General features: G+C 71.9%; 13 protein-coding genes. 5 read left to right on the top strand and 8 right to left on the bottom strand.

Annotated features, from left to right (window positions below; translation table 11 throughout):
* Positions 1–1,635: an NAD(P)-binding domain-containing protein gene (locus ACIPAE_RS11975; RefSeq protein ID WP_366410248.1), complete on the bottom strand. Its 1,635-nt coding sequence runs from the start codon at positions 1,633–1,635 to the stop codon at positions 1–3.
* 248 nt (positions 1,636–1,883) lie between these two features.
* Here ACIPAE_RS11975 and ACIPAE_RS11970 point away from each other — a divergent pair, with 248 nt between their 5' ends.
* Positions 1,884–3,521, top strand: coding sequence for a class I adenylate-forming enzyme family protein (locus ACIPAE_RS11970; RefSeq protein WP_402444648.1), 1,638 nt, complete (start codon positions 1,884–1,886; stop codon positions 3,519–3,521).
* Between the two features lie 98 nt (positions 3,522–3,619).
* On the opposite strand, the gene ACIPAE_RS11965 is transcribed toward ACIPAE_RS11970, so the two are convergent.
* The 3 genes from ACIPAE_RS11965 to ACIPAE_RS11955 all read right to left on the bottom strand — a co-directional run bounded on the left by ACIPAE_RS11965 (position 3,620) and on the right by ACIPAE_RS11955 (position 6,813).
* The gene (locus ACIPAE_RS11965; RefSeq protein WP_329362747.1) at positions 3,620–4,816 is read right to left on the bottom strand and encodes a GH12 family glycosyl hydrolase domain-containing protein; all 1,197 of its coding nucleotides are present in this window, start codon (positions 4,814–4,816) and stop codon (positions 3,620–3,622) included.
* Positions 4,817–5,250: 434 nt separating this feature from the next.
* Positions 5,251–5,448, bottom strand: coding sequence for a ferredoxin (locus ACIPAE_RS11960; RefSeq protein ID WP_329362745.1), 198 nt, complete (start codon positions 5,446–5,448; stop codon positions 5,251–5,253).
* A gap of 45 nt (positions 5,449–5,493) precedes the next feature.
* Positions 5,494–6,813, bottom strand: a complete 1,320-nt coding sequence (locus ACIPAE_RS11955) for a cytochrome P450 (protein ID WP_366410245.1) — start codon at positions 6,811–6,813, stop codon at positions 5,494–5,496.
* 317 nt (positions 6,814–7,130) lie between these two features.
* Between ACIPAE_RS11955 and ACIPAE_RS11950 the strand changes: the two genes are divergently transcribed.
* Positions 7,131–7,931, top strand: a complete 801-nt coding sequence (locus ACIPAE_RS11950; RefSeq protein ID WP_402444646.1) for a class I SAM-dependent methyltransferase — start codon at positions 7,131–7,133, stop codon at positions 7,929–7,931.
* 88 nt (positions 7,932–8,019) lie between these two features.
* Here the strand turns inward: ACIPAE_RS11950 and ACIPAE_RS11945 are convergent, their stop codons facing one another.
* On the bottom strand, positions 8,020–8,415 hold the full coding sequence (locus ACIPAE_RS11945) for a helix-turn-helix transcriptional regulator (RefSeq protein WP_328471907.1): 396 nt from the start codon (positions 8,413–8,415) through the stop codon (positions 8,020–8,022).
* A gap of 232 nt (positions 8,416–8,647) precedes the next feature.
* On the opposite strand from ACIPAE_RS11945, the gene ACIPAE_RS11940 reads away from it, so the two are divergent.
* The 3 genes from ACIPAE_RS11940 to ACIPAE_RS11930 all read left to right on the top strand — a co-directional run bounded on the left by ACIPAE_RS11940 (position 8,648) and on the right by ACIPAE_RS11930 (position 12,233).
* Entirely contained in the window at positions 8,648–10,330 is a 1,683-nt protein-coding gene (locus ACIPAE_RS11940) for an FAD-dependent oxidoreductase (RefSeq protein WP_329362739.1), read from the top strand.
* Between the two features lie 86 nt (positions 10,331–10,416).
* On the top strand, positions 10,417–11,859 hold the full coding sequence (locus ACIPAE_RS11935; RefSeq protein WP_402445039.1) for an ATP-binding protein: 1,443 nt from the start codon (positions 10,417–10,419) through the stop codon (positions 11,857–11,859).
* Positions 11,856–12,233, top strand: a complete 378-nt coding sequence (locus tag ACIPAE_RS11930) for a UBP-type zinc finger domain-containing protein (protein WP_402444643.1) — start codon at positions 11,856–11,858, stop codon at positions 12,231–12,233. The genes ACIPAE_RS11935 and ACIPAE_RS11930 overlap by 4 nt, the downstream gene beginning before the upstream one ends.
* Positions 12,234–12,410: 177 nt before the next feature.
* Here ACIPAE_RS11930 and ACIPAE_RS11925 read toward each other — a convergent pair whose 3' ends face one another.
* From ACIPAE_RS11925 to ACIPAE_RS11915, 3 genes are all read right to left on the bottom strand, one after another.
* A complete protein-coding gene (locus tag ACIPAE_RS11925; RefSeq protein ID WP_402444641.1) occupies positions 12,411–15,023 on the bottom strand; it encodes a bifunctional FO biosynthesis protein CofGH in 2,613 nt (870 codons plus the stop codon).
* Positions 15,024–15,217: 194 nt separating this feature from the next.
* On the bottom strand, positions 15,218–15,448 hold the full coding sequence (locus ACIPAE_RS11920; protein WP_402444639.1) for a hypothetical protein: 231 nt from the start codon (positions 15,446–15,448) through the stop codon (positions 15,218–15,220).
* A gap of 199 nt (positions 15,449–15,647) precedes the next feature.
* Positions 15,648–18,704 (bottom strand): tetratricopeptide repeat protein, encoded by a 3,057-nt coding sequence (locus ACIPAE_RS11915; RefSeq protein WP_402444637.1) that lies wholly within the window; start codon positions 18,702–18,704, stop codon positions 15,648–15,650.
* Positions 18,705–18,772: the final 68 nt, after the last annotated feature.

Raw genomic sequence — 18,772 nt, 5'->3', positions numbered from 1 at the left:
TCACGACGGTTCCGGGGTGGCCGCCGGCGCAGCGGGGTCAGGTGCGGGCCGCCCGGCCGGGAAGAGGTGCGTGGCGAGGAAGCGGACGAGGGGGGTGCGGTGTACCTCCTCGCTGTCCCACTCGTTCTCCAGGTTCTCCGTGATGTGGTGGTCGGCCAGCTCCTTCCCGTCCTGCCACAGCCGGACCACCGGATGCAGGTAGCGGCTGTCGAGGCCGCCGGTGTCCTGCTGCGAGAGCCGGTTCACCGAGATGTCGAACGGGTTCACCTTGTCGTGGTCGGCGCCGTATTCGAGGGTGACCGTCAGGTAGCGGTCGACCGGGCCGAACTCGCCGTCGGCGAGCGAACGGTGGAGGTGGTCGACCGGCACCTCCTCGTAGTGGCCGACCGATCCGGCGCCGACGAGGATCGCGTCACCGAGGAAGCCGAACAACTGCCACAGCGCCGAGGTGCGGTTGACCCGGGTCAGCACGGCGTCCGCGACCGCCTCCGGGGTGGCCGGCAGCTCCGTGTGCGGCCATGCCTCGCCGTGGTAGCGCCGGGCCAGGATGCGGTGCAGGGCGCGCACGCCGTAGCGGAAGCCGTGGATGAAGCCGCTGGTGGACTTCTTGAAGTCGCGGACCTGGGTGATCGTGCCGGCGAAATACAGGTCGGGCACGTTGGCCGACTCCCACGCGTCGGTCTGCGCCGGGAACCGGTCCTTGATCGTCAGCTCGGGACGGCACTCCTCGGCGAACAAGGACGCGTCGAATCTGAATCCGGTGGCCAGGATCACCCGGTCGTAGGATATCTCCTTGACCACTTCCGCGACCCGGACGAATTTCACCGCGACCCGATATCGGCCGTCCTCGTCCGATCGCCTGATCGAGACGACCTCGCCGTCCAGCAGCGCGTTCTGCGACTTGAGCTGATAAGTGTCGAGGAAGTTGTTGTTCACCGCCCTGAGATGGCCGACGAAATGGGTCTGCCAGGCCAGTCGCAGCGATCCGGGGCCCACCATGTGGATCACCGACGCGGTCTCCACGAGATTGTCCGCGGTCTCGAAGGCGGAATTCCCGCGGCCGATGATCAGCACCCGCTTTCCGGTGAATTCGGCCGGGTCGACCGACACCTCGCCGTACGGCTCGGCGAGCTCCACGCCGTCGATCGGCGGGATGTGCGGGCGGGTCACGCCGGTGGCCACGATCAGGCGCTTCGCCCGCAGCGCGGTGCCGTCGGCGGCCTGGGCCAGGAAGTCCCCGTGCAGGTGCGCGGGACGGCTGATGTGGGCGATGCGGGTGTTGTAGCGGATGCGCAGCCGATGGGTGGCGGCGAAGTCCGCGAGGTAGCCGACCATGTCGTCGGCGGAGGGGAAATAGCGGGGGGTGACCGCGGTGAAGAGCGGGCCGCGCTCGTCGGACAGCAGCGAGTTCCAGTCGGTGCGCAGCCGCAACTCCGGGTCGTCCCAGCCGGTGTGCACCTTGTTGATCGAGATCAGCGTGCGATGCCGGGGAAACCTCGTGAAGAACGTCCCCGGTGCCGCGCCCTCCTCGACCACCAGATAGTCGCGGCCGGCGCGTTCCAGGAAATACCCGGCCTGGATTCCAGCGGGTCCGGCGCCTACCACCAGGTAGTCGATCCGCTCTTCTCCCGACATATGCCCTCCCGATCGTTCCCCCGATGGAGATGCAACACCCTAGTTGAGGGTTCAAAGAGCCATCCAGGGTGCGTAATGTGATCCATGTCACATATCTTTCGGTGATTGGAAATGGCCCCGGCCGGATAACTTCGCCCTCGACTCGGAGCGCTTGCCGGCCCGCGCCTCCGCTATGTCCGGACGCCGCCCGAGGCGGTTTGCCGTGGTCGAAACGCGCCCGCGGCCGATCGCGTGGATCGGAGGGAAAGATGAGCAATCCGGCCGAATCGGTGTTTCCGCAACCCCTGATCGACGCGTTCGCCCGCGACCCGGACACCGCCGCCTTCGAGTTCCGGACCCGGCCGGTCAGCCGCGGCCGGGTCCTCGACCTGGTCCGCGACTGCGCCGCCGGCCTCGCCGCCGCCGGCCTCGGACCCGGCCGCGCGGTCGCCCTCACCACCGATGTGACCCCCGCCGGATTCGCCGCCCAGATCGCCGCCCACCTGCTCGGCTGCCGCGTCGTCGGACTGCGGCCCGGCCTGACGCCCGCTCAACTCCGCCACGTGCTGGCCCAGGACATCGACACGGTCCTCACCGACGACACCACCCGCACCGACGCGCTCACCGACGCGGCCAAGGCGGCGGGCAGCGCCGTGCTGGACGTCGAACGCGACCTGCTCGGCGGCAGCAGTGGCGACGGCGGCATGGGCCCGCGCGGCTCCGCGACCGGCGACGGCCCGCGCGACGCCGAGGCCGGCGACACGGCGCCCCGCGCCGGACTGACCGCGCGCGGCCGCCCCGACGACATCGCCCTGATCACCCTCACCAGCGGCAGCACCGGCAACCCCAAGGGCTGCGCCCAGACCTACCGCGCGCTCGGCGACCACTGGTCCTGGCAGCCGACGCGGTGGAGCGCCACCACCCGCCAACTCGCCGACGGCTACCGCAGGTTCCTCGTCTTCGGCACCCTCACCAGCGCGGTGATGCTCGAACACCTGGCGCTGTGCCTGCTCGGCGGCGGCACCGCGGTCATCCCCGAACCCCCGGTCTCCTTCCCGCACACCTGGCAGCGCCACCGCGTCACCGCGTGCCTGTGCACGGTCCCGCGCCTGTACCAGGTGCTCGACACGCTGCGCACCGAGGACGTCGACACCAGCAGCATGCGCGCCCTGCTCGTCGCCGGTTCACCGCTGCCCCCGCACCGCCTCGCCGAGGCGGCCGACCGGCTGGGCCCGGTCGTCTACCAGGGCTACGGCCAGACCGAGACCGGCATGCTCGCGCTGCTCACCCCCGCCGACCAGGACCGGTACGGAGACCGAGTACGGGACTCCGTCGGCCGCCCGATGCCCGGCGTCGGCATATCCGTACGCGACCCCGCCGGGCAGCCCGTGCCCACCGGAGCCGCCGGCGAGGTCTGGGTCCAGGCCGGCGGGGCCATGTCCGGGTACTGGAACGACCAGGAGCAGACCCGCGAGGTCGTCCACGACGGCTGGATCAGGACCCGCGACCTCGGCACCCTGGGCGACGACGGCTTCCTGCGGCTGGCCGGCCGCGCCCGCGACGTCGTCTTCGTCAACGCGATCCTCCACTACACCGCCGCCATCGAGTCCGCCCTGACCACCCACCCGGACGTCGACCAGTCCTACGTCGTCGCCGCCCCCGACGAGTCGACCGGCGAGGCGGCCCACGCCTTCATCGTGCCGGCCTCGCCCGACCGGGTCCCCGACCCCGCCGAACTGCGCGCCACCGTACGGGCCGTACTCGGCGACGGCGCCGTCCCCGCCACGCTCACCGTGCTCGCCGCCGTCCCGGTCGCGCCCAGCGGCAAGCCCGACAAGAAGGCGCTGCTGGCCATGGTGGCGGCCCGGCCGGTGGACGGTGGGCCAGAGCGCGACGCGACGGAGTAGCCGCGCCCTGGCCCGTTCAGCCGGGCCCGGTCGACCGGAGGCGGTCGACCGGAGGCGGTCAACCGGCCCGGCCGGTCGGCCCGTTCAGCCGGGCCCGGTCAACTCGGCAGCGTCCACTGCTGGTTGGCGGCGCCCCCGCAGTCCCAGATCTGGAGGGGCGTGCCGTTGGCGGAACTCGGGCCGGTGGCGTCGAGGCAGCGGCCCGACTGCGGGTTGACCAGGGTGCCGCCGGTTCCTGCTCGCCACACCTGCGAACCGGTGCCGTTGCAGCCGTAGAGCTGCACCGGAGTGCCGTTCGCGGTGCCCGCCGCCTTGACGTCGAGGCACTTGCCGAGCGCCCGCAGCGTGGAGTCGGCGCCCACCGTCCACTGCTGCGCGGCGGTGCCGTTGCAGTCGTAGAGCTGAACTGCCGTGCCGTCGGCGGGATTCGCCCCCGCGATGTCGACGCACTTGCCGCCGTACCCCTGGATCGCCCCGGTCGTACCGCCGCCGGTCCCGGTGCCGGTGCCCTGCGTCGCGTCGAACGAGAACGAGTTCGTCCCCAGGCCCTGACCGCCCTGCCAGATCTCGAACCCGGCCTCCGCGTCGATGAGATAGGAGTCGGCGCCGGTCGTGCCCCGGCTCACCGAGTCGTCGATCAGCGCCTTGACGTCCAGGCCGTTGACCGACGTTCCGCCACCCTGGAGCACGTACGACACGATGTTCCATGACGTCTGGCGGCCGGTGTACACGTCCCAGTTCAGGCCGCCGATGGTCGCGGTGGCGGTCTTGCTGCCGAACGGGGAGACCCCGCCACGGCTGTTGAGCCAGATCATGATCTCGCTGTCGTCCGGCTGGCCGCCGGTGGTGGCCGCGGAGTTGGTCCACAGGTCGTACGCCACGTCGTACGCGCCCGTCGCGGGCTGGACCGTCGACCAGGACGAGGTCGCGCTCGCCAGCTTGCTCACCTGGATCGGCAGGTTGCTGCCGGTGGTGCACGCACCCCAGTGGCAGCCCTTGTAGATCGACGGATACGTGGCCGGCGCGCCGCCGGAGAGGTCGAAGTTCGCGGTGCTCACCGACCAGGCGGTGCCGGTGGTGGCGGTCACGCACTGGGGCGCGGAGGAGTTCCACTCGTTGTTCTGCAACGTGTACTCGCCGCCGGCCAGGCTCACCGAGCCCTGCGGCTGGCAGTTGGTGGTGTCCGCCGGGGCGGCCGTGCCCGTCGCGTGGGCGCCGGCGGCGGGCACGAACAGCGCCGCACAGACGGCCGCGATCACCGCGGCGGCCCGTATCCGGCCTGTTGGTCGCGTCATGAGCCGATCCTTTCGGGTGGGGGTCCGGCTCCGCGAGGTGGTGAGAGCGCTCCCATGGCGCGGGGCGCCGCACCCGCCCCGCGCAGCGGAAGGAGGGCTTGGGTTCGGTATCGAACGGTGCGGCCGGGCGGCGGCCGACCGTTCGCCGGCTGCCGGTCTCGCGCGTGGGGGCGCTTGCCGTACCGCCAGCCATGAAGTCAGATCCAGGAAGCGGGTGTCAATGGTCCGGACCAGCGACGCATCGGTCGGACGGTTGCCGGCGGGACGAACCCGCTGGCAGCGGGGCGGGGCCGTGGGAGCGCGCCCACGAGAATTTTCTGCGGCGAGGCGGCGGTGTCGCGGGGGAGCGGGCATGGGAGAGCGCTCTCCTGGCCGTTCGTCGTACCAGAAGAGCGCTCTCCCACGGGTTCCCGCGGGTTCCCGGGGGAGGAATCTCAGGTCTCGTCGACCTCGATGGCCCAGGAGGGGCAGCCGGCGGCGGCGTCGCGGACGTCGGCCCACATCGTCTGCGGGGGCTTGGGGTCGAGCAGTTCGACGATGCCGTCGGCGTCGCGCTGGTCGAACACCTCGGGCGCGGCCAGCACGCACATGCCGGAACCGCAGCACTTGTCCTGGTCGACGTGGATGCGCATGGGCGGGGTCCTTCCCGTGGGGCGGCTGGGGGATCGGGGGTGCGGTCACCAGGCCACGGGGAGGGAGTGCACGCCGTAGACGAGCATGTCGTGGCGGAAGCGGACGTCCTCGAAGGGGATCGCCAGCCGCAGATTGGGCAGCCGGCGCAGCACGGTGGGCAGCGCGACCTGGAGTTCGAGCCGCGCCAGCGGCTGGCCGAGGCACTGGTGCACGCCGAACCCGAAGGCGATGTGGCGGCGGCTGCCCGGGCGGGCCAGGTCGAGCCGGTCGGCGTCGGCGAAGACGTCCTCGTCGCGGTTGGCGGCACTGATCATGCACAACACGCCCTCGCCGGCGCGTATCACGGTGTCCCCGATGACGACGTCCTCGGTGGCGACCCGGGTCACCCCGCCCTGGATGACGGTCAGGTAGCGCAGCAACTCCTCGACGGCCGACTTGACTTCGTCGGGTCCGGCGGCGCGCATCCGCTCCAGTTCGCGCGGGTTGCGCAGCATCGCGAGGGTGGACAGCGAGGTCATGTTCGCGGTCGTCTCGTGACCGGCGACCAGCAGCAGCCGCCCCATCCGGGCGATCTCGTCGTCGGACAGCTCGCCCTGCTCGGCGAGCCGGCTGAGGATGCCGTCGTCCGGGGAGTGCCGCTTGGTGCGGGTCAACTCGGCGAGGTAGCCGAGCAGTTCGTCCTGCGCGGTGGTCACCTCGGCCTCGGTGGCATCGGCGCGGAGCATGGTGCTGCTGCACCGCTGGAAGAAGGCGTGCTCGGAGTACGGCACGCCGAGCAGCAGGCAGATCACCACCGACGGCAGCGGCAGTGCGAAGTCGGCGACGAAGTCGGCCTCGTGGCGGCCCTTGGTCATCGAGTCCAGCAACTCGTCGGCCAGTTCCTGGACCTGCGGCCGTAACGACTCGACCTTGCGGATCATGAAGTCCGCGGTGAGCATCCGGCGCAGCCGCGCGTGGTCGGGGTCGTCCATCCGGATGAAGGTCGGCCGGCCGGTGGCGAGCGCCCTGCGGCCGGGGTTCTGGAACGGGAAGCCCGGCCGGTGCGCCTCGGCGCTGAAGCGGTCGTCGCGCAGCGTGCGGCGGACGTCCTCGTGGCGGGTGATCATCCAGCAGGACGAGCCGTCCCACAGCGTGGTACGGGCGACCGGGCGCTCGCGCCGGGCCTGCTGGTAGGCGGGCGGCGGGTCGAAGGGGCAGGCCCCGTGCGGCGCGGGGGCGTCGAAGGGGTCGGGGAGCGCGGTGTACGGTCCGGCGCCGGTGACGGGGCATGCGCCGCTGCCGGCGTCCAGGGTCGTCGAGGGGCTCGGGTGCGCGGTCGTGGGCGGGCTGGTACGGGCGGCGGGGTGCGGTCCTGCTGCGGCCATGGCGGGCTCTCTCCTCCGGGGGTGAGGGTGAGATGTCTGATGCGGGGTGCAACTGCTGTGGCGCACGGGGTAGTTGCCCATACCACTAGATGCTTGGGGCAACTAACCCAAACGTCACGTTAGTTCACGCTCCGTGCGGAGGGAAGGGCGCCTCGGGCGCTGAGCGGAATCTGTCCCGAAGCCGACGGTGCGGCGCCGCCACGGGGCGCGAGAGCCGCCCGAAGTCCGGTGCGACGGGGGAGAACCGGCCAACCCCGCCCGCCCCGCCCGGCGGGGGCTCGGCCACCCGGGCGGTGCGGGCGGGTAGGTTCGGAGGCATGGGAGACGTGCGGGAAGGCGTGACGGACGGAAGCGCGGGAGACGCGGACTACGGGGTGATCGGCGGCGGCTACAGCGCGTACCGGCAGCCCGACCCGCGGATCGCGCGCGTGGTGGCGGACGCGTTGGGCGGTGCCCGCACCGTGGTCAACGTCGGTGCCGGCGCGGGGTCGTACGAGCCGGCCGGCGCCGAGGTGGTCGCGGTGGAGCCGTCGGCGGCGATGCGCGCCCAGCGGCCCGCCCACCTGCCGCCCGCGGTGGCCGGCACCGCGGAGCAACTGCCCTTCGCCGACGACCGGTTCGACGCCGCGATGACCACGTTCAGCGTGCACCAGTGGAGCGACACCGTCGCCGGGCTGCGCGAGATGCGGCGGGTGGCGCGCGGCCCGGTCGTCGTCGTGACCTGCGACCCCGCGCTGGTACGGGACTTCTGGCTCTACGAGTACGCGCCGCTGGTGCTCGACACCGAGGCGCGCCGCTACCCGGCGATCGAGGCCATCACGGCCGCGCTGGGCGGGAGTTGCACGGTGGCCTCGGTGCCGATCCCGGCCGACTGCACCGACGGGTTCAACGAGGCGTACTACGCCCGCCCGGAGCGCCTGCTCGACCCCGGCGCCCGGCAGGCGTGCTCGGCGTGGAGCTTCGTGCCGCCGGAGGTGTGCGAGGAGTACACCGGCGCACTGCGCGCGGCGATCGGCTCGGGCGCGTGGGACGCGAAGTACGGGGAGTTGCGCCGCCGCCCGTATCTGGACGGGTCGCTGGTGCTGATCCGGGCGGTGCCGGACCGCGCGGCGCCCTGAGCCGCGGCGGCACCCCGCCCGCGACCTCGGGGCCGCACTGTGGCGGCACTCCGCCCCGCCCCGGGGCCTGACCTGCGATTCCTGGCCCTTACGGGCGATCGATATGGACGTTTGTCGACTTCACCCGGGCCACCGCCTCCGCGCCGACCTCCAGGCCCAGCTCCTCCACCGCCTCGCGCGTGACCAGGGAGACCAGCCGGTGCGGGCCCGCCTGGATCTCCACCTGCGCCGCCACGTCGCCGATCTTGACGGCCGTGACGATGCCCGGGAACGCGTTCCGGACCGAGGTGTGCGAGGTGTCCGACTCCGTGTCGGGGTTCTGGGCCAGTTCGACGGAGAACGCGGCGAGGTCGCGGCCGTCGATGAGCCGGCGGCCGGCGTCGTCGCGGTGCGTGGTGACCCGGCCCGCGTCGGCCCAGCGGCGCGCGGTGTCCGGGCTGACGCCCAGCAGCCGGGCCGCCTGCCCGATCGTGTAGGACTGCATACCGCCAGCCTACGGCGGCCCGCCCCACCACCGGCGCATCCGCCCGCGCCGCGCCGTACCGCGCGGTACCGCCCCGTACCCCCCGCACTCCGCCGTACCGCCTGTCGCTCGCCCACGGCCGGGCCCCGGGTCCGCGCGCCGATTTTCCCTCGCGCGCCGGACCGGCGGTGCCACTACGCTGAACGACATAGACGGCCGAACACATGGACGACAACACGGGGACGGGATGCCCATGACTGAGCCGGACGCCGGCACGCGCCGCGCCGCGCTCCTCACCGTTGACGACGATCCCGGGGTGTCCCGGGCGGTCGCCCGCGACCTGCGGCGCCGCTACGGCGAGCGGTACCGCGTGGTGCGGGCGGAGTCCGGGCAGGACGGGCTGGACGCGCTGCGACAGATGAAGCTGCGCGGCGACCTGGTCGCGGTGATCCTGGCCGACTACCGGATGCCGAACATGACCGGTATCGAGTTCCTCGAACAGGCGATGGACATCTACCCCGGCGCCCGCCGGGTGCTGCTCACCGCCTACGCGGACACCGGCGCCGCGATCGACGCGATCAACGTGGTCGACCTCGACCACTACCTGCTCAAGCCGTGGGACCCGCCGGAGGAGAAGCTCTACCCGGTGGTCGACGACCTGCTGGAGAGCTGGCTGTGCTCCGACCACCGCCCGGTGCCCGAGACGAAGGTGGTCGGGCACCGCTGGTCGGCGCGCTCCTCCGACGTGCGGGAGTTCCTGGCCCGCAACCAGGTGCCCTACCGCTGGTATCAGTCCGACCAGGCCGAGGGCCGGCGGCTGCTGGAGGCCGCCGGGCAGGACGGGCTGCGGCTGCCGCTGGTGATCGCGCCGGGCGGCGAGGCGCTGCTGGAACCGTCCGACCAGGACCTGGCCGCGCAGGTCGGCCTGTCCACCTCGCCGGCCGAGGAGTTCTACGACCTGGTGGTGATCGGCGGCGGCCCGGCCGGGCTCGGCGCCGCGGTCTACGGCGCCTCCGAGGGGCTGCGCACCGTCCTGGTGGAGCGGACCGCGACCGGCGGGCAGGCCGGGCAGAGCGCGCGGATCGAGAACTACCTCGGGTTCCCCGACGGGATCTCCGGCGCCCAACTCACCGACCGCGCCCGCCGCCAGGCCACCCGCTTCGGCGCGGAGCTGCTGACCGCCTGCGAGGTCAACGCACTTGAGACCAGCGGCCCGGCCCGCACCGTACGGTTCTCCGACGGCTCGGCGATCGCCGCGCAGAGCGTGATCCTCACCACCGGCGTCGCCTACCGGCAGCTCGACGTGCCGGGCCTGGCCGAACTCACCGGCCGTGGCGTGTACTACGGCTCCGCGCTGACCGAGGCGGCCGGCTGCGAGGGCCAGGACGTGTACATCGTCGGCGGCGCCAACTCCGCCGGCCAGGCCGCCGTCTACCTGTCCCGGCACGCCAAGTCGGTGACGCTGCTGGTGCGCGGCGCGTCCCTGGAAGCGTCCATGTCGCACTACCTGATCCAGCAGATCGCCGACATCCCCACCATCCGGGTACGCACCCGGACCTCGGTCACCGCCGTGCACGGGGAGGAGCACCTGGAGGGCCTGGCGCTGCGCGACGCCGACACCGGCGGCACCGAACTGGTCGACGCGCACCGGATGTTCGTCTTCATCGGCGCCGCGCCGCGCACCGACTGGCTGGACGGCACCGTCCACCGCGACCGGCACGGCTTCGTGCTGACCGGCCCGGACCTCGTCACCGAGGACGGCCGCCGTCCGCCCGGCTGGCAGCCGGACCGGCTGCCGTACCACCTGGAGACCAGCGTGCCGGGCGTCTTCGCGGCCGGCGACGTGCGGGCCGAGTCCGCGAAGCGGGTGGCGTCCGCGGTCGGTGAGGGCGCGATGGCCGTCATGCTCGTACACCGCTACCTGGAGGGGCTGTGACCGAGAACCCGGCGCAGAACTCGCCGCAGAACCCGCCGAAGAACTCCACGCAGGCCCCGCAGGCCCCGCAGGCCCCGCAGCGCCCGCTGGACCCCTGCGACCCGGACGAGCTGCGCACGCTCTTCCTGTTCGAGAAGCTCTCGCCCGAGCAGCTCGCCGAGCTGTGCCGGATCGGCCGGGTGGAGACGATCGAGCCGGGCCCGGTCTTCGCCGAGGGCGACCCGGCGACCTGCTTCTACGTGCTGCTGGACGGCGCCCTGGTGACCTCCCGGCGGGTCGGCGACGACGACGTGGAGGTGGCCAGGACCTCGCAGCGCGGCGTGTACTCCGGCGCCTTCCAGGCGTACCTGGGCGACCGGGTGCCCCAGCGGTACACCAACTCCATGCGGGTGACCGCGCCTTCGCGCTTCTTCGTGCTGGCGGCCGACGACTTCTCGCGGATCGTCACCGAGTGGTTCCCGATGGCCGTGCACCTGCTGGAGGGCCTGTTCTTCGGCAACAAGTCGTTCCAGCAGGTGGTCAGCCAGCGGGAGCGGCTGCTCGCGCTGGGCTCCCTGTCGGCCGGCCTGACCCACGAGTTGAACAACCCGGCCGCCGCGGCGCTGCGGGCCACCGCCTCGCTGCGCGAGCGGGTGGCCGGGATGCGGCACAAGCTGAAGATCCTCGCCGGCGGCCCCTACCGGCAGGCCGACCTGGACACCCTCGTCGGCGTCCAGGAGCGGGCCGCCGAGCGGGTCGCGAAGGCCGAGCAGCTCAGCCCGATGGACGCCTCCGACCGGGAGGACGCGATCGCGGACTGGATGGACGCGCACGACATCGCGGGCGGCTGGGACCTGGCGCCGGCCTTCGTCCAGGCCGGGCTCGACGAGGAGTGGCTGGACCAGGTCGCCGCGGCCGTCGACGGCGCGGTGCTGGAGAGCGCGGTGCGGTGGCTGAACTACACCGTCGAGACCGAGCTGCTGATGAACGAGATCGAGGACTCCACCACCCGTATCTCCGGCCTGGTCGACGCCGCCCGGCAGTACTCCCAGCTCGACCGCGCCCCCTACCAGGTGGTCGACGTGCACGAACTCCTCGACAGCACCCTGCAGATGCTCGCCGGGAAGATCGGCGCCAAGGTGCGGGTGGTCAAGGAGTTCGACCCCGCCCTGCCGCCCATCCCCGCCTACCCGGGCGAGCTGAACCAGGTGTGGACGAACCTCGTCGACAACGCGGTCGCCGCGATGGACGGCGAGGGCACGCTCACCGTGCGGACCTGGCGGGAGCACGGCAACCTGGTAGTGGAGTTCCGCGACACCGGTCCGGGGATTCCGCCGGAGATCCGGCAGCGGATCTTCGAGCCGTTCTTCACCACCAAACCGGTCGGCCAGGGCACCGGCCTCGGCCTCGACATCTCCTGGCGGATCGTGGTCAACAAGCACCACGGCGACCTGACGGTCGAGTCCGAGCCGGGCGACACCCGCTTCCGGGTCTGCCTGCCGCTGAGCACGTCCGAGACCGGTCAGGACAGCGAGGAGGAAGCCGTATGACCCCGTCCGACGACCAGGGCACGCCCGGGACCTCCGGGACCATCGACCCCTCGGTGCCGCCCAGCGGTACCGGCTGCATGGAGTGCGAGGCCGGCGGCGGCTGGTGGCTCCACCTGCGCCGCTGCGCGGCCTGCGGCCACATCGGCTGCTGCGACTCCTCACCCGCGCAGCACGCCGGCGCCCACGCGGCCGCCACCGGCCACCAGGTGATCCGCAGCTTCGAGCCCGGCGAGGAGTGGTTCTGGAACTACGCCAAGGAGCAGTACGTCGAGGACGGCCCCCGACTCGCCGCGCCGCAGAGCCACCCGGCCGACCAGCCGGTGCCCGGCCCGGCCGAGCGCGTGCCGACCGACTGGCGCGACCGGCTCAACTGAGCCCGGCTCGACCGCGAACCGGCTCAACCGACCGTCCCGTCCGCGACCGGCTCAACCGACTGGTCCGACCGTGACCGGCTCGACCGACCGGGCGGGCGCCGCTCCTGGGCGCCCGCCCGTCCGTATCCGCGCCGCCCGCCCGTCCGTATCCGCTCCGGCCGGCCCGTGACCGCCGGCTCAGTCGCCGAGCACCGGCAGCAGCTCCGGCAGGTGCCCGTCAGAGGCGAGCGCCGCGGCGGTCCGCTCCTCCGGCACCTCCCCGTACAGGGTGGTGCGCGGGCGGGAGGGCCGGCCGGCCGCGTCGGCGATCGCGACGAGGTCGCGCACCGAGCGGTACGACCCGTAACGCGAGCCCGCCATCCGGGAGATGGTCTCCTCCATCAGGGTGCCGCCGAGGTCGTTCGCGCCCGAGCGCAGCATCTCCGCCGCGCCCTCCGCACCGAGCTTCACCCAGCTGGTCTGGATGTTGGGGATGTGCGGGTGCAGCAGCAGCCGCGCCATCGCGGTGACCGCCCGGTTGTCCCGCATCGTGGGGCCGGGCCGCGCGATGCCCGCGAGGTAGACCGGCGCGTTGGTGTGGATGAACGGCAGGGTCACGAACTCCGTGAAACCGCCGGTGCGTTGCTGGATCTCCGCGAGCAACCGCAGGTGCCCGAGCCAGTGGTGCGGCTGGTCCACGTGGCCGTACATCATGGTGGACGACGAGCGGATGCCCAACTCGTGGGCGGTGGAGACCACTTCGACCCAGGTCGCGGCGGGCAGCTTGCCCTTGGTGAGCACCCAGCGGACCTCGTCGTCCAGGATCTCGGCCGCCGTGCCCGGGATGGTGTCCAGGCCGGCCTCCTTCGCCGCCGACAGCCAGTCCCGGATCGACATGCCGGTCCTGGTCGCGCCGTTGACCACCTCCATCGGGGAGAAGGCGTGGACGTGCATGCCCGGCACCCGGGCCTTGACCGCGCGGGCGATGTCGAAGTACGCCGAGCCGGGCAGGTCCGGGTGGATGCCGCCCTGCATGCACACCTCCACCGCCCCCACCTGCCAGGCCTGTTCGGCCCGGTCGGCGACCTGGTCGAGGGAGAGCGTGTACGCGTCGGCGTCGGTACGGCGCTGGGCGAAGGCGCAGAAGCGGCAGCCGGTGTAGCAGACGTTGGTGAAGTTGATGTTCCGCGTGACGATGTACGTCACCTCGTCGCCGACGGTGTCCCTGCGCACGTCGTCCGCGATCCGGCACAGCGCGTCCAGGGCCGGGCCGTCGGCGTGCAGCAGCGCCAGCGCCTGCGCGTCGGTGAGCCGGGTCGGGTCGTCGGCGGCCACCGACAGCGCCTGCTTGACGTCGGCGTCCACCTTGTCGGGCACCAGTCCGGGCGCGGCCTGCTCGCGCAACTCCGCCCAGTCGCCGTACACGTCGTCGAAGTCGTCGCGCCGGTCGGCGCTGCGCCCCTGCGTGTCGATGGTCCGGTGCAGGTCGGTGCGCCCGCCCGCCGCCGGGAAGGCGTCCTCCGGCTCCTGCCAGGGCAGCCCCCGCGGCCGTACGCCCTCGCGGGCCAGGCCGGTGTCGGGGTCGGCGAGCGCGGTGACGTGGGGCAGCAGCCGCGGGTCGAGCCAGGGCTCGCCACGGCGTACGTACTCCGGGTAGATCGTCAGCCGCTCCTTGAGCGTGAAGCCGGCGTCCGCGGTGCGCGCGGCCAGCTCCTCGATCTGCGGCCACGGGCGTTCGGGATTGACGTGGTCGGGGGTCAGCGGCGACACCCCGCCCCAGTCGTCGATGCCGGCGGCGACGAAGCTGCCGTACTCGCCGTCCACCAGGTTCGGCGGCGCCTGGATGCGGGCCGCCGGGCCGAGCACGATCCGGGCCACCGCGATGGCCGCGGCCAGCTCGCCGAGTTCCGCGTCGGGCATGCCGCGCATCGCGGTGTCCGGCTTGGCCCGGAAGTTCTGCACGATGACTTCCTGGATGCCGTGGTACTGCCGGGAGGTGCGGCGGATCGCGAAGAGCGACTCGGCCCGCTCGGTGTACGTCTCCCCGATCCCGATCAGGATGCCGGTGGTGAACGGCACGTTGGAGCGGCCGGCGTCCTCCAGCACCCGCAGCCGGACCGCGGGCTCCTTGTCCGGCGAGCCGTGGTGCGGGCCGCCGGGCTCCGACCACAGCCGGGTCGCGGTCGTCTCCAGCATCATGCCCATCGACGGCGCGACCGGCTTCAGCCGCTGGAGGTCGGTCCAGCCGAGCACCCCCGGGTTCAGGTGCGGCAGCAGCCCGGTCTCCTCCAGCACCCGCACCGCCATCGCCCGCACATACGCGAGCGTGTCGTCGTAGCCGTGCGCGTCCAGCCACTCCCGGGCCTCCGGCCAGCGGTCCTCCGGGCGGTCGCCGAGCGTGAACAGCGCCTCCTTGCAGCCCATTTCGGCGCCGCGCCGGGCGATGTCCAGCACCTCGTCCGGCGACAGGAACATCCCCTCGCCGGCCCGCCGCAGCTTCCCGGGCACCGTGACGAAGGTGCAGTAGTGGCACTTGTCCCGGCACAGCCGGGTCAGCGGGATGAAGACCTTCCGCGAGTACGTGATCACGCCCGGCCGGCCCGCCGCGGCCAGTCCGGAGTCCCGCACCCGCCCGGCCACCGCCGACAGCCGTTCCAGGTCCGCGCCTCGCGCCTGGAGCAGCACGGCCGCCTCCGCGGCGTCCAGCGCTACCCCCTCCTCCGCGCGGTGCAGCGCACGGCGCATCGCGTTCGCCGTCGGCCGGCTCTCCGTCCCCGCGGCGGCGGGCTCTTCAGGTTCACGCGTCGTCATTGTCCGAGCATAAGCACACCCGCGCCCCCGACCCGATGCCCCCAGGGGGCACTTTCCTCATCTGGACGGCCGGCCAGCCAATTCGCCGCCCGCAACCTGCGGCAGCCGCCTGAAGCGCCGTCGGGGCCCTGGCGTTTGCCGGCCGCCGTTCGGCCCCGCTGGAGCCCGGGGGAACCGGGCTCCAGCGGACGGGTTCACACCGCGACGGTCCCGACGGAGCCGAGGGTCCCGACGGAGTCGACCAGTGCACTGGGCATGCAGTGGTCGCTGTGCACCTGCGCGGGCTCGGCCTGAGCGGCATCCGTCCGTGAGTCGGCGGCGATGACCACCGAGTGGATGTGCGGCGTGCTCTGCGCCGCCGGCTCGGAGTGCGCCGGCGCATGGGAGCCGAAGAGTATGACGATGAGTAAGGCAGCGGTGGTCACTTATTTCCTCTTGTTGTGCAGGTCCGACAGCGGACGCCGGGATGATCAAGCTGAGTTGACCATCCGAATGCGTCGTCGTGCAAACATGAGGCGGTGGTGCCGAGCCCGCACTAAACTGGCATCCCGGTCTCGATTACGCGCCCGATTTGGGTAGCGGAATGCTCAGTCGGTGCTCACATAAAAGCTCTGATGGACGCTCTTAGGGAGTGTCGAAATAGTCGTGGGCCAGACGGGAATGAGCCGTCGCGTCGTCGATTTCGCCCGCTTCCCCATGTAGTTCGGCCAGCGCCAAGTGGCAGCGTGCCATCTCCTCCGCGGCGTTGATCCGCTCGGCCAGCGTCAGTGCCGCAGCGAGATGCTCCTTCGTCGCCTTGGGGCGCCCGGATCGCAGCTCCGACAGGCCAAGCCCACGCAGAGCCTGTATCTCTTCCTGCGTGGCGCCGATCGCACGGGCCACGGTCAGTGCCGACGTGTGGTGCGCCGACGCCTCCGCGTAACGGCCCGATTCGTGCAGCACCTTTCCGATCGCCACCAATGCGACGCTCTCTTCGCGCCGTCCGCCGATCATGCGCAGTATCCCCAGGGCGCGTCGGTAAATCTCAAGTGCTCGTTCGGTGTTCCCCGGCAGGCGCAAGGTGCTCGCAACGTTGATCAGTCCGACGGCGTACTCGGTACGGCTGCCGTCCTCCGCGACCAGGTCCAATGAGCGGCTGAAGGCGTCATGCGCCGATTCGGTCTCACCGCGCCGGAGGTGAAGATCACCGAGATTGTTGAGCGCTTGGCCCTCTCCGCGGCGGTCGCCAATATGGACAAATTCTGCGTAAGCGGCGCGAAAGCATTCCTCTGCCCGGCTGTGATCGCCGAGGTGGAGCAGGGATATGCCGAGGTTGTTTCTGGACCTCGCGATGTGCCAACGGTCTCCCGCTCTCAGCCGCATGTCCAGTGCGGCCTGGTGGAACTCCAGGCACTCGTCGAGGCGGCCCAGATCCCACGCCGTCAATCCGAGTACTCGCAGAGCCTCCGCCTCGACCGCGGGGTCGTTCGCGGAGCGCGCCCGGGCGAGCGCGCTCCGGCCGCTGCGCTCTGCTTCGTCGTAGCGGCCCAGATGGGAGCGCACCGTGGCCAGCGCGAGCAGGGCGCGAGCCTCGGAGGCGGGCTCGGCCGCCGTGTGCCAGTGGCGGGCGGCGGCCAGATGGATCTCCTCCGCTGTCGTCCAGTGGCCCTCGGTGTCGAGGAACTGGTGCAGCGCGTCGGCGAGTTGGGCGGCCCGATCCGGCTGCCCGCGGTCACGGTAGTGGCGGACGGCAGCGATGAGCGCGGAGGTCTCCGCCACCATCCACGCCCGCGCCTGGCGTGCCTCGGTCCACCGGGGCAGCGCGAACGCGCCGCTGGGCAGGGGGCGTTCGATCCGGTCGGTACGGGGGAAGAGCAAGCGGTCGGCGTGTACGGCTGCGTGCAGGTAGAAGTCGGCCAGCCGGTCGACCGCGGCCGCACGCACCGGCTCGGGGTCGTGGATGAGCGTGAGGTTGTGCGCGTACAGGCGCAAGAGGTCAGGCGGTTCGAAGTGCTCTGGCATCGGCTCGCCGAGCAGACTGACGTCGTACAGCTCCTCGATGATCCGTTCGGTGGTCGCGATCGGCAGACCGGTCAGCGCGGCGGTGGCGTGGGGGCCGAAGCCAGGTGTGAAGTGCAGGCTCAGCAGCCGGAAGACCCGCTGCTCCTCCGGCGTCAACTGCTCGTAGCTCAGGGCGAACGCCGAAGCCACCTCGTCTCCCGAGCCGTCTCGGATCTCCGCCAGCCGCCCCGGGTCGTCTGACAGCTTCACCAGCAGATGCGACACGGTCCACGTCGGACGGGACCGCAGCCGTCCCGCGAGGAGGGTGAGAGCCAACGGCAGGTGTCCCGCCAGCCGTACCAGCTCCGCCAGCTTCTCGTCGCCGTCGATCTGCTCGGCGACGACACGTGCGGTGAACAGCGCCTCCGCGCTCTTCCGGGGCAGGGCCTCAAGGAAGACGTGCCTGGCCTTGGGGAGGGAGGTGAGGCGTCTGCGGCTGGTGACCAGCACGAGCGAAGGCGAGTCGCCCGGCAGCAGCGGCCGCAGTTGGTCGGGGTCGTCCGCGTCGTCCAGCACGACCACGGCACGGCGGGTGCTCAGTACCGTGCGCCACAGTGCGCTGAGATCATCGAGTTCCGGGGGCAGGCCCTCGGCGGGAATGTCCAGGCTCCGCAGGAGAGTTCGCAGCGCGCTGCGCGCCGGCAGCGCCCCTTGCCCGCTGTTGGCGCGTAAATTGACATACAACTGGCCATCTGGGTACTTCTGTGCCAACTTTTCCGCTGTGTGCAGCGCGAGCAGGCTCTTTCCCACCCCGGCCATCCCGGAGATCGCCTGGACTGCCACGTTTCCCGGTCCGGACGCGCAGAGTACACGTATCTCCTCCTCCCGCCCGACCAGATCGGCGTGTGCGGGAAGGTGGTTGGGGACCTGCCGGCGGACATGCCGCGGTTTGCCCGCGAGTAGTTCGCCGGGCGGCACCTGGTCGAGGATGAGTGCGTTGGTGCGGGCCAGGGCGTGTCCTGGTTCGGTGCCGACCGCTCGCAGCTGTCGCCGTAGCGCGTCGTAGGTTCGTAGGGCTGCGGTCGTCTGACCTCTGCCGTACGCCGCCACCATGTAGTACCGCGTGACGGTCTCGTCTCCCGGTGCGCGCTCGATCGCTGTCGCCAACTCGTCGGCGACCGCGTCGTAATGGCCCATGCGCAATTCGATCTCGTAGCGCAGCATCCGTGCCGAGAACAGCCGTTCCTGGAAGCGCCGTCGTATCTGTTCGGCCCACAGGCCACCGATGCCGGTCAGCGGTGTGCCACGCCTCAGGGCCTCGGCCTCCTGCACCAGCGCCAGCGCGCGGGTGTCGTCGCCACTGGCGACCAGCGAACGTGCTTGCTTGGCAAGGCGGCTGAAGCGGTGGTAATCGACGGCGTCCGGGTCGATGGCGAGAGTGTAGGTGTGCGCGTGCTGGACCAGTAGATCGGCACCGATCCGGTTCCGGACCCGGGCAGCGTAGGAGTGCAGCGATGCGGGCGGTTTGCCGGGCGGACTGTTGTCCCACAACCGCCGGGCCAGGATGTCCAGTCCTACCGGCTGGCCCGCGTCGATCGCGAGCGCTGCCAGGAAATGCGCGCGCTTGGCCGCTCCGTAGGACTCGTGGACACCGTCCACACGCAGTCCTACGGGGCCGAGCACGAGGATGTCGACGTCCACCAGCCGCCCCCTGTCGCCGGTTCCATCCCGCGCATCCAGCGTGACACAGTGTCAACTTCGGTCAAAGG

The sequence above is a fragment of the Streptomyces sp. NPDC087270 genome (genome assembly GCF_044744625.1).
Taxonomy (GTDB): Bacteria; Actinomycetota; Actinomycetes; order Streptomycetales; family Streptomycetaceae; genus Actinacidiphila.
This window is presented reverse-complemented; position numbering and strand designations above follow the sequence as displayed.